Origin of the sequence: Devosia sp. (genome assembly GCF_034675085.1) — a bacterium.
Taxonomy (GTDB): domain Bacteria; phylum Pseudomonadota; class Alphaproteobacteria; order Rhizobiales; family Devosiaceae; genus Devosia.
Window position 1 is genome coordinate 1 of sequence record NZ_JAUCDN010000106.1, and the last position, 10,015, is coordinate 10,015.

Sequence of the window (10,015 nt, forward strand, 5' to 3'; positions counted from 1 at the left end):
TCGGCGTCTATCACAATTGCAGCCCGGTGACCGACCGCGACCATGTCGCCTTCTTCGTCGCCACGGGGAGCGAAAAAGTCTTCGAGCGCAAGCCCGACCGCGAGATCGCCGAAGTCGGCTGGTTCGACCGCCATGCCCTGCCTGAAGGCGTCACCCCCGCCACCTCGCAGCGAATCGACGAATATTTCGACGGCGCCCCGCAAAGGGACGTCTGGGGGTATTAGACAGGCTTTCCATTCCCCGTGTCATTCCGGCTTAGACCGGAATGACACGGTGGATAAATCCGCCTCTACCCCAGAAACGGCAATTCCGGCCCGATGGGCACGATCCGCGTGGGATTGATGGTCACGTGGCTCCAGTAATAATGGGTGCGGATATGGTCGAGATCGACGGTTTCCTTCACCCCCGGCACCTCGTAGAGCGCCTTGAGATAATGCGAGAGATTGGGGTAGTCGGCGATGCGGCGGCGGTTGCATTTGAAGTGGCCGACATAGACCGCGTCGAAGCGCACCAGCGTGGTGAAGAGCCGCCAGTCCGCCTCGGTGATGGCATCGCCGGTGAGGTAAGCGGTTTCGCCCAGGATGGCTTCGAGCCAGTCTAGAGCCTCGAACAGCGTCGTCACCGCCTCGTCATAGGCGACCTGCGTGGTGGCGAAGCCGGCCTTGTAGACGCCATTATTGACCGCGTCATAGATGCGGGCATTGAGCGCGTCGATCGTCTCGCGCAGCGGCTCGGGGTAATAATCGTCCGTATTGCCGGTCAGCCCGTCAAAGGCCGAATTGAACATGCGGATGATTTCCGAGCTTTCATTGGAGACGATGGTGCCGGTCTTCTTGTCCCAGAGCACCGGCACGGTGACGCGGCCGGTATAGTCGGGCACCGCCTGCGTATAGACCTGCCAGAGCGTATCCTTGCCGAACAGCGCGTCCCCGCTTGAGCCCTCGTCTTTTTTGAAGGTCCAGCCGGTTTCGTCCGGCATTTTGGGCGAGACCACCGAAACCGAGATCAGGTTTTCCAGCTCCTTGAGCTTGCGGAAGATCAGCGTGCGGTGGGCCCAGGGGCAGGCCAGCGACACATAGAGGTGATAGCGCCCCGCTTCGGCCGCGAAGCCGCCTTCCCCCGAGGGGCCGGGGCTGCCGTCCTGGGTGATCCAGTTGCGAAAGCCGGCCTGGCTGCGCTCGAAGCGGCCGCCGGTCTTTTTGGTGTCATACCACTGGGTTGACCATTTTCCGTCGATCAATTGTCCCACGATCGAACCCTTTCCGTCATCATCTCGACTTGTTGGAGGCGTCTGCTCTGCCAGGATCGGCCCTGCCCGAGAGGTATTGCGCCGCTGCGGCAATGATAAGGAGCCAATGGGACAACGGGCTGTTGTCCATTCCGGGTCCAGTGTGCCTTCCTCGCCACAAAAACGGGAGCCCCGTCATGAGTTTTCATTTTACGCGCGGCGCAGGTGATGCTATGCGGAAAACAGGCGTGGAGGCGCCCAGGATGGTGAAGGTTTTGCTGGTGACACGACGACCCTGAGCGGTCTTTCTGCGGGTGCGCGAGCGCCCGGTTTGTCCCACGCATTCCCTATCGGATCATCGCCATGACCCTCTCCGTTGCGCCCTCGGCCGCGTCTTCCCTCGCCCCCGTTCCGCTTGCGCGTGTTCCCAATGTGCGCCCGGCCACGCCGGATGATGACGCCTTTGTCGAGCACTTGCAGGCTCTGGCCTTCGGTCCCGGCCGTTTTGCCCGCACCGCCTTTCGCATCCGCGAGCGTTTTCCCATCGACAAGAGCCTCAGCCTCATCGCCGAGGTCGAGGGCGCGCCCTGCGGCTCGGTGTGGATGACCCCCATTTCCATCGGCGGCGTCAATGGCTGGATGCTGGGGCCGCTGGCCACCCATCCCGATTTCCGCAAGCTCGGCGCCGGCAAGCTTTTGGCCCGCGAGGTGTCGGCGCGGGCGCTGGCACGGGGCGACGGCAAGTTCGTCATGCTGGTGGGCGACCGCGACTATTATTGCCCGCTGGGCTGGGAGCCCACGGTGCCGGGCAATATCGAATTTCCAGGCCCCGTCGATCCCACCCGCGTGCTGCTGTTGTCCGATGACAAGAGCCTGGCCGGCACGCTTTCCGGCACGATCGGCCCCTGGCTGGGGTAGGGGCCGCCGAACCCATCCTTCTCCCACAAGGGGAGAAGGGCGAAGTGATGGATGTGGTGGTGCAAATCGGCCCCGAACTGCCTAGATTGAGGGCATCGCAACTGTTCCGGTGCCCGCCTTGCCGTCCGACGACGTCCTTATCGAAACCCTGACCTCCCGGCTGCTGGCCGCGCCGCCGCCGCTGCCGGCGCGGGAAACGCTGGTGCCGGACTGGGCGCCCGATACCCCGTTCAGCCGGCCGCCGGTGCCGGCGGCGGTGCTGATCGCGCTGGTGCGCCGGCCCGAGGGGCGCACCGTGCTCTATACCGAGCGCTCGCCCGACCTGCGGGCCCATTCGGGCCAGGTGGCCTTTCCCGGCGGCAAGGTGGATGCGGAGGATGCGGGGGCCGCCGACGCGGCCTTGCGCGAGGCCTTCGAGGAAGTGGGCATGGCGCGCGGCGATGCGCAGGTGCTGGGCTTCATGCCCACCTATTATACCGGCACCAATTATCTCATCACCCCGGTGGTGGCGGTAGTCGAGCCCAGCGGCCCCTTCGTGCCCAATCCCGATGAGGTGCATTCGGTGTTCGAGGTGCCGCTGACGCGGATCCTGGCCGCCGAGGCCTATGGGCAATTCCTCATCCGCCATGGCGGGCAGGAGCGTCGAAGCTGGCAGATCGACCATGACGGGCACCGCATCTGGGGCATCACCGCCAATCTCACCCGGCGGTTCCGCGACCTGGCCCTGCGGGACGGCGCGTCGTGATGCCGGAGGGGCTGGAAGGCGCGCCCTGGCTGGCGCGGCCGCAGATGCAGGCCATTTTCGCCGCGCTGGACGGCAAGCTCCGCCGCACCCGCGCCGTGGGCGGTGCGGTGCGCGATACGCTTCTGGGCCGTCCGGCCGGCAATGATGTCGATCTGGCCACCGAATTGCTGCCCGAGGCGGTCATGGCCCGCGCCCAGGCCGTCGGCATCGCTGCCCATCCCACCGGGATCACCCATGGCACGGTGACGCTGGTTCTGGGCGAGGCGCTGGCGGAAGTGACGACGCTTCGCCGGGATGTCGAGACCGATGGCCGCCATGCGCAAGTGGCCTTCGGCACCGACTGGGTGGAAGACGCAAAGCGGCGCGATTTCACCCTCAATGCGCTTTATTGCGCCGCCGACGGTACGCTTTACGATCCCCTGGGGGGGCTTGCCGATCTGCGCGCCGGCATTGTCCGCTTCATCGGCTCGCCCGAGCAACGCATTGCCGAGGACGGTTTGCGGGTGTTCCGCTTCTTCCGCTTTTCGGCCAGCCATGGCGGCGAGCGCTTCGAGCCCGAGGGCCTTGCCGCCTGCGCCGAGGCGGTGAACCGGCTCGATCACCTTTCGCGCGAGCGCATCGGGCATGAAATGGTTCGCATGCTGGGCCTGCCCCGGATCGCCACCACGCTGCAAACCATGGCCGGGCTCGCCCTGCTCAGCCTTTCGCCCCAGGCCCTTGCCGGCCTGCGCGCCTATGAGGCGCTGGGCGGGAGCAATGTCGCAACACGGCTGGCGCTGGTCGGGGGGGAGGGGCTCGATGGCCTGCAACCGGCCTGGCGGCTTTCCAACCCCATCATGAACGAGGCCCGCGCCATCCGCGCGGCTTCCGCTCTTTTGGCGCATGACCGGATCGGGGAAGCCGCCTATCGGCAGGGCGAGGCTGCGGTGGAAGGGCTGGCGCTGGCAGCGGCAGAGAACGATTGGAGCCGCGACCGGCTGGCCGAGGCGGCGCGCATGCTGGCGGCTCTGGTTGTCCCCTCTTTTCCCATCAGCGGCACCGACCTGGCGGAAACGGGCATTGCGCCGGGTCCGGCGCTGGGGCGGGAATTGCGGCGTCTCGAACAGCTCTGGATCGACAGCGGCTTCGCGCTGGGCAAGCCCGAATTGCTCGCCGAAGCCCGGCTGTAAACGCCCCCGGTATCGATCGTCCTGCGTCTATTCCCGGCGCCCGAGCGCTACGTCCACAATGCGCGCCTTGATGCGTTCCACCATGTCGGGCCGCACCATGGTTTCCCCATGCAGGGTCTTGAGATTCTCCACCGCCTGGCGCACCACTTCGGCTTCGCTTTCCGCCTCGGCATGCCAGGTGGCGCCGGGAATCAGCGTGCCGGAATCAAAGCGTTTCATGCTTTCTCCTTGGGTTTGTGCCTTGAAGGCACAACGCGCGTCGCGGGGCGTCGGTTCCGTTCACTCGTCCTCGAAGCTTCCCAGCCGCGACAGTCCCCTGATCGTGGTGCCGTCATCGTCGCGCATCACTTCCCTCGGTGTCACGCCGCTTTCCGCGGCGATGGCGTCGGCCAGCTCGCCCGCATGGGTGACCACCCAGATCTGGCTGCGCTCCGCCGCCTTGACGATAAGGCGCGCCAGCATGGGCAGGAGGCTGGGATGCAGGCTGGTTTCCGGCTCGTTGAGCGCGATGAAGGGCGGCAGGCGATAGCTGAGCAGCGCCCCGGCCAGCGCCAGGAATTGCAGCGTCCCGTCCGAGAGTTCATGCGGCAGGAACACCCGCTTGGGCATTTCGGGATAGCGCATGCCGAAGCTGGCGAAGTCCTCCACCGGCGGCACCACCAGTTCCGCGCCCGGAAAGGCGTCGGCAATGGCAGCGTCGAGGTCGGTGGTGTCCTGCCGGATATGACGGAGCGTGGCCAGCACCGCGCCCAGATTGGCGCCGTCGGAGGCCAGGGAGGGGGCCGTCACGGCGCGCGAGGGGCGGCGAAGGGGCGAATCGGCATCGCTGCGGAAGCCGTGAAAGAAGCGCCAGGCGGTGAGCGCCTGCCTTATGGCGGCGATTTCGGCGCGGCCGGACAGGCTGGCCAATGCCGTTTCGCTGGCCAGCAGATCGTCGCTGGCCATTTCCCGCCGGCCCCTCTCGTCGCGCGCCCAGGCGACGCCGCCCTTGCGCTCGAGCAGCGGCGCCGGCTTGCCGCCGATGCGGGTGGTGATGGTCTCGGTCTTGACCTGGGCTTCGTTGGCAAAGGCGGCCACGGCATGCCTTGGGGCGAAGCTCACCTCTATCGCATAGCTCGCCTCCAGCTCACCCGCGCGCAGATCGGTCAGGTCCGCCGCAAGGCGCAGTCTGTTGCCCTCATGGCTGCGATAGCCGTCGGTGCGGTATTTCGGATCGAAGCTGCCATCCGGCGACAAATTGCGCCCGCCCGCCCAGAAGATCGAGCTGAGCCCGCCTTCCCGGGCGATTTCGTCGGCCAGCGTACCATGGGCGCTGGCCTGCAACAGCTCCAGCGCCCGGTAGAGATTGGTCTTGCCCACGCCATTGCCGCCCACCAGTACGGTCAGGCGGCGCAGGGGCAGGCGGAGGCGGCGGATCGAGCGGTAGCCGGTGATGTCGAGCGCCGAAATGCCCATGGGTCAAGGCCAGCGCACTTCCGGGGGCATGGAGGAGAGGATGGAGTTGACGTTCCCCCCGGTCCTCAGCCCGAAAGTGGTGCCCCGGTCATAGAGCAGGTTGAATTCCACATAGCGCCCGCGCCGCACCAATTGCTCGTGCCGCTCGGCCTCGGTCCATTCGGTCTCGAAATTGCGCCGCACCAGTTTGGGATAGATGTCGAGAAAGCGCTCGCCCACCGCCTGGGTGAAGGCGAAATCGGCGTCCCAGTCGCCCGAATTGTGCTGGTCGTAGAAAATCCCGCCAATGCCGCGCGGCTCGTTGCGGTGCGGCAGGAAGAAATAATCGTCGCACCACTGCTTGTAGCGCTGGTAGTCGACGCCCGGCCGGCCCTCGCAGGCGGCGCGCATGGCGGCGTGGAAGTCGAGCGTGTCGGGATCGTCCTGGGTGCGCCGCCGGTCGAGTACCGGGGTCAGGTCGACGCCGCCGCCGAACCATTGCCGCCCGGTGACGATCATGCGGGTGTTCATGTGCACCGCCGGCACATGCGGGTTCCAGGGATGCACGATCAGCGAGATGCCGGCGCTCCAGAATTCGGCGCCTTCCTCGGTGCCGGGGATTTGCTTGGCGAATTCGGGCGAGAACTGGCCATGCACGGCCGAGACATGCACACCCGCCTTTTCAAAGACGCGTCCCTGCATCATGCCCATCTGCCCGCCGCCGCCGGCGGCGCGGTCCCAGGGGGTGATGTCGCGCTTGCCGGGGGGCAGATGCGCATTGGGGCCGCTCACATCGGCCTCGATGGCCTCGAAGGCGTCGAAGATGCGGTCGCGCAGCGTATGGAACCAGTCGAGGGCGCGGGCCTTCTTGGCCTCGATGTCGGGAGGGAGCATGGTATCGGTCATGGGAATTGATGTGGCCTTTCAGGCGAGCCCTGTAAAGCCGCCGGTCTGTCTTTTCGCTTCGCCCAGGATAAGGGTCGCGGCCAGCGCCACATTGATCGAGCGCAAGCCCGGGCGCATGGGAATGCGGATGGACAGGTCTGCCGCCGCGGCCACCGCCTCGGGCACGCCGGCGCTTTCCCGGCCCACCATCAGGATGTCAGAATCGCAAAATTCCACTGCATAGGCAGAGCGCTCCGCCTTGGTGGTCAGCAGCACCAGCCGCCGTTTCTCCCCGCGCCGCCAGGCGTCGAAGGCGCTCCAGCTATCGTGCTCGCGCACCATGGCGTGGTCGAGATAATCCATGCCCGCGCGCGCCAGCGCCTTGGGCGAAAAGGCAAAGCCCGTGGGGTGGATGAGGTGGATAGTGGTATCCCAGCAGGCGCCGAGCCGGATCAGCGTGCCGGCATTCTGCGCGATATCGGGCTGATAAAGGGCGAGTTCGACCGGCACGGGCGTTTCTTTGCCAAGGGGGAATCGGGCGCTTATGGGGTGTTTGGCGCGGCTTTGCATCGGGTATAGTGTCGCACTTGTCCCATGTCACTTCCGGGCGCACTGGACAAGTTCCTGTGACAGTGCAAAAAGAACCCGGACTGACGGGCCGCTTGAGGGCGAACGGCTGCGATTCCCTGCATGTTGCGGAAGCGCTTCCCACGCCGGCCGCGTCTGATGTGATTGTACGGGGATACGGACCTTGGCCACGCAAGCTCAACAACCAACGACACGGCGGGATTTCCTCTATGTCGCAACCGGCTCGGTCGCCGCGGTAGGCGCCGCTGCCACTGTCTGGCCACTGATCAACCAGCTCAACCCGGACGCCTCCACCCTGGCGCTGGCCAGCATCGAATTCGACATTTCCGCCATTCCCGTGGGCCAGTCGGTCACGGTGATGTGGCGCGGCATGCCGGTGTTCGTGCGCCATCGCACCGAGGCCGAGATCGAGGAGGCCAAGGCGGTTCCCCTGAGCGAGCTCAAGGACCCGGCCACCGACGAGGAGCGCACCAAGCCCGGTCATGAGGACTGGCTGGTGATGATCGCCAATTGCACGCATCTGGGGTGTGTGCCGGTGGGCGAGGCCGGCGATTTCGACGGCTGGTTCTGCCCGTGCCATGGCTCGCACTACGATAGTGCCGGCCGTATCCGCAAAGGTCCCGCGCCCGCCAATCTGGTGTTGCCGCCTTATGAATTTCTCAGCGATACGCTGATCCAGATCGGTTAGTGGGGGCTTTTCCGATGTCAGAACATTCGACCTATACGCCGGGAAGCGCCATCGAGAAATGGTTCGATGACCGCCTGCCGATCATCCGGTTCTCCAAAGAGCACCTGATGGATTTCCCGACGCCCAAGAACCTCAATTACTGGTGGACGTTCGGTGCCATCCTGGTCATGTGCCTGGGTGTGCAGATCGTCACCGGCGTCATCCTGGCGATGCATTACACGCCCCATATCGATATGGCCTTCGACTCGGTCGAGCATATCCGGCGCGACGTCAATGGCGGGCGCATGATCCAGTCGTTCCACGCCGTGGGCGCCTCGATGTTCTTCGCCGCCGTCTATGTCCATATTTTCCGCGGCATGTATTTCGGCTCCTACAAGGCGCCGCGCGAGGTGCTGTGGATCCTGGGCGTCATCATCTTCCTTCTGATGATGGCTACTGCCTTCATGGGCTATGTGCTGCCCTGGGGCCAGATGTCGGGCTGGGCCGCCACCGTGATCACCAATATCTTCGCGGCCATTCCGGTCATCGGCAATCCGCTGCTGGAACTGCTGCGCGGCGGCTTCTCGGTGGGCAATCCCACGCTCAACCGCTTCTTCTCGCTGCATTACCTGCTGCCCTTCGTCATCGCCGCCGTGGTGGCACTGCATATCTGGGCCCTGCATGTTCCGGGCAATAACAACCCCATCGGCGTCGAGGTGAAGGACAAGCGCGATACGCTGCCCTTCCATCCCTACTACACGATGAAGGATGCGTTCGGCATGGTGCTGTTCCTCATCCCCTTCGTCTGGTTCGCCTTCTTTGCGCCCGACATCCTGGGGCATCCGGATAACTACATCCAGTTCAACGCCCAGGTGACGCCGCCCCATATCGTTCCGGAATGGTACTTCCTGCCGTTCTACGCCATCCTGCGCGCCATCGATTTCAACATCCTGTTCATCGATTCCAAGCTGGGCGGCGTGATCTTCTTCGGCGGCTCGATCCTCATCCTGTTCTTCCTGCCCTGGCTGGATACGTCCAAGGTGCGTTCGGGCAATTTCCGCCCCATGTTCCGCTGGTTCTACTGGCTGTTCATCATCAACTTCGTGGCCCTCACCTATCTGGGCGCCGCGCCGGCCGAAGGCATCTATGTGGTGCTGGCCAAGATCTGCACCGCCTATTACTTCATCCACTTCCTTGTGATCCTGCCTGTTCTGGGGCGCATCGAGAAGCCGCGGCCGCTGCCGACCAGCATCTCGGAAAGCGTTCTGGAAAAGAACAAAGCTCACGCGTGAGGGAGGGGACAGGAAAAATGATCAAGACCAAGACGATCCTCGCCACGCTCGCCCTCGTTGCCGGCCTTGCCGCCGGCGGCTCGGCGGCCCAGGCCGCCGAAGGCGCGGCCCATCCCGAGCGGCAGAACTGGACCTTTGCCGGCATTTTCGGCACTTATGACCAGAACCAGCTCCAGCGCGGTTTCCAGGTGTTCCGCGAAGTGTGCGCCAGCTGCCACGGCGCGCGCCTCATGGCCTTCCGCAATCTGAGCGAGCCGGGCGGTCCCAGCTTCTCGGAAGATCAGGTCAAGGCGCTGGCCGCCGAATACGAGGTGGCCGATCCCAGCGTCGAAGGCGGCGTGCGCCCGGCCATCGCGGCCGATCGCTGGCCCGATCCGTTCCCGACCGAGCAGGATGCCCGCGACGCCAATGGCGGCGCCCTGCCGCCCGATTTCTCCGTCCTGGCCAAGGCCCGCGGCGTGAGCGATCCCTTCCCGATCTGGATCTTCAACTATTTCACCGCCTATCAGGAAGGTGGCCCGGACTATATCCACGCGCTGCTCAACGGCTATCATGACGATGTGCCCGACACCGCGCCGGAAGATTTCGAGCTGGCCGAGGGCAAATATTACAACGACTACTTCGCCGGCCACGCCATCGGCATGGCGCCGCCGCTCTCGGACGACCAGATCAGCTACGAGGCTGCCGAGGGTCAGGCCGAAGTGCCGATGACGCTGGAGCAGTATTCTCAGGACGTTTCGGCCTTCATGATGTGGCTCGCCGAGCCGCATCTGGCCAGCCGCAAGGAAACCGGCTTCAAGGTGCTGCTGTTCCTCGTGCTCTTCGCGGGCCTGATGTACGCCACCAAGCGCAAGATCTGGTCCGGCATCGAGCACTGACTGATCCGATCGCAGATTTGAAAAGGGCCCCGTTCGGGGCCCTTTTTGTTGCAACCAGATTGAGGGCGCATCGTGTTTGGGAGGAGGTGGAGAGCCCCACCCGTCGGCCTCCCCCATCAAGGGGGCGTCGGGTGGCTGGGACGCTCAGCGCGGAGTGCAGAGCATGACGATGGCGTCGGAGGTTTCGAGCTGGATGGCGGTGCCATAGGTC

Annotated in this window: 11 protein-coding genes and 1 pseudogene; 7 read left to right on the top strand and 5 right to left on the bottom strand. The window is 65.0% G+C overall.

Features of this window, described 5'->3' with window-relative positions; translation table 11 throughout:
* Positions 1-224 (top strand): annotated as a pseudogene (locus tag VDP82_RS08600) (DNA mismatch repair protein MutT); the annotation flags it as partial.
* Between the two features lie 65 nt (positions 225-289).
* On the opposite strand, the gene VDP82_RS08605 reads toward VDP82_RS08600, so the two are convergent.
* Complete coding sequence (locus tag VDP82_RS08605) at positions 290-1,249, bottom strand: glutathione S-transferase family protein (RefSeq protein WP_323014437.1); 960 nt, start codon at positions 1,247-1,249, stop codon at positions 290-292.
* A 342-nt stretch (positions 1,250-1,591) separates the two neighbouring features.
* Between VDP82_RS08605 and VDP82_RS08610 the strand changes: the two genes are divergently transcribed.
* From VDP82_RS08610 to VDP82_RS08620, 3 genes are all read left to right on the top strand, one after another.
* Positions 1,592-2,146 (top strand): N-acetyltransferase, encoded by a 555-nt coding sequence (locus VDP82_RS08610; RefSeq protein WP_323014438.1) that lies wholly within the window; start codon positions 1,592-1,594, stop codon positions 2,144-2,146.
* Positions 2,147-2,264: 118 nt separating this feature from the next.
* A complete protein-coding gene (locus VDP82_RS08615) occupies positions 2,265-2,891 on the top strand; it encodes a CoA pyrophosphatase (RefSeq protein ID WP_323014439.1) in 627 nt (208 codons plus the stop codon).
* Positions 2,891-4,060 (top strand): CCA tRNA nucleotidyltransferase, encoded by a 1,170-nt coding sequence (locus VDP82_RS08620; protein WP_323014440.1) that lies wholly within the window; start codon positions 2,891-2,893, stop codon positions 4,058-4,060. The genes VDP82_RS08615 and VDP82_RS08620 overlap by 1 nt, the downstream gene beginning before the upstream one ends.
* Before the next feature lie 27 nt (positions 4,061-4,087).
* Here the strand turns inward: VDP82_RS08620 and VDP82_RS08625 are convergent, their stop codons facing one another.
* Genes VDP82_RS08625 through VDP82_RS08640 form a run of 4 tightly spaced genes read right to left on the bottom strand, consistent with a single transcriptional unit; the run spans position 4,088 to position 6,889 of the window.
* On the bottom strand, positions 4,088-4,279 hold the full coding sequence (locus tag VDP82_RS08625; protein ID WP_323014441.1) for a DUF1059 domain-containing protein: 192 nt from the start codon (positions 4,277-4,279) through the stop codon (positions 4,088-4,090).
* 60 nt (positions 4,280-4,339) lie between these two features.
* Positions 4,340-5,515 carry an AAA family ATPase gene (locus VDP82_RS08630; RefSeq protein ID WP_323014442.1) on the bottom strand — a complete coding sequence of 392 codons (1,176 nt, stop codon included), beginning with the start codon at positions 5,513-5,515 and terminating at the stop codon, positions 4,340-4,342.
* 3 nt (positions 5,516-5,518) lie between these two features.
* Entirely contained in the window at positions 5,519-6,400 is an 882-nt protein-coding gene (gene hemF / locus VDP82_RS08635; protein ID WP_323014443.1) for an oxygen-dependent coproporphyrinogen oxidase, read from the bottom strand.
* Positions 6,401-6,418: 18 nt separating this feature from the next.
* On the bottom strand, positions 6,419-6,889 hold the full coding sequence (locus VDP82_RS08640; protein WP_323014444.1) for a tRNA (cytidine(34)-2'-O)-methyltransferase: 471 nt from the start codon (positions 6,887-6,889) through the stop codon (positions 6,419-6,421).
* Between the two features lie 241 nt (positions 6,890-7,130).
* Here VDP82_RS08640 and petA point away from each other — a divergent pair, with 241 nt between their 5' ends.
* From petA to VDP82_RS08655, 3 genes are read left to right on the top strand one after another with little or no spacing between them, the layout of a single operon-like run.
* A complete protein-coding gene (gene petA / locus VDP82_RS08645) occupies positions 7,131-7,655 on the top strand; it encodes a ubiquinol-cytochrome c reductase iron-sulfur subunit (protein ID WP_323014445.1) in 525 nt (174 codons plus the stop codon).
* 14 nt (positions 7,656-7,669) lie between these two features.
* Complete coding sequence (locus VDP82_RS08650; RefSeq protein ID WP_323014446.1) at positions 7,670-8,926, top strand: cytochrome b; 1,257 nt, start codon at positions 7,670-7,672, stop codon at positions 8,924-8,926.
* A gap of 17 nt (positions 8,927-8,943) precedes the next feature.
* Positions 8,944-9,804, top strand: coding sequence for a cytochrome c1 (locus tag VDP82_RS08655; protein ID WP_323014447.1), 861 nt, complete (start codon positions 8,944-8,946; stop codon positions 9,802-9,804).
* Positions 9,805-10,015 lie beyond the last annotated feature (211 nt).

Bases quoted from the DNA above. Each gene is read 5' to 3' on its own strand.
- VDP82_RS08630 (WP_323014442.1), bottom strand. From the start codon at position 5,515: ATGGGCATTTCGGCGCTCGACATCACCGGCTACCGCTCGATCCGCCGC.
- hemF (WP_323014443.1), bottom strand. From the start codon at position 6,400: ATGACCGATACCATGCTCCCTCCCGACATCGAGGCCAAGAAGGCCCGC.
- VDP82_RS08620 (WP_323014440.1), top strand. From the start codon at position 2,891: ATGCCGGAGGGGCTGGAAGGCGCGCCCTGGCTGGCGCGGCCGCAGATG.
- VDP82_RS08610 (WP_323014438.1), top strand. From the start codon at position 1,592: ATGACCCTCTCCGTTGCGCCCTCGGCCGCGTCTTCCCTCGCCCCCGTT.
- VDP82_RS08650 (WP_323014446.1), top strand. From the start codon at position 7,670: ATGTCAGAACATTCGACCTATACGCCGGGAAGCGCCATCGAGAAATGG.
- VDP82_RS08625 (WP_323014441.1), bottom strand. From the start codon at position 4,279: ATGAAACGCTTTGATTCCGGCACGCTGATTCCCGGCGCCACCTGGCAT.
- VDP82_RS08655 (WP_323014447.1), top strand. From the start codon at position 8,944: ATGATCAAGACCAAGACGATCCTCGCCACGCTCGCCCTCGTTGCCGGC.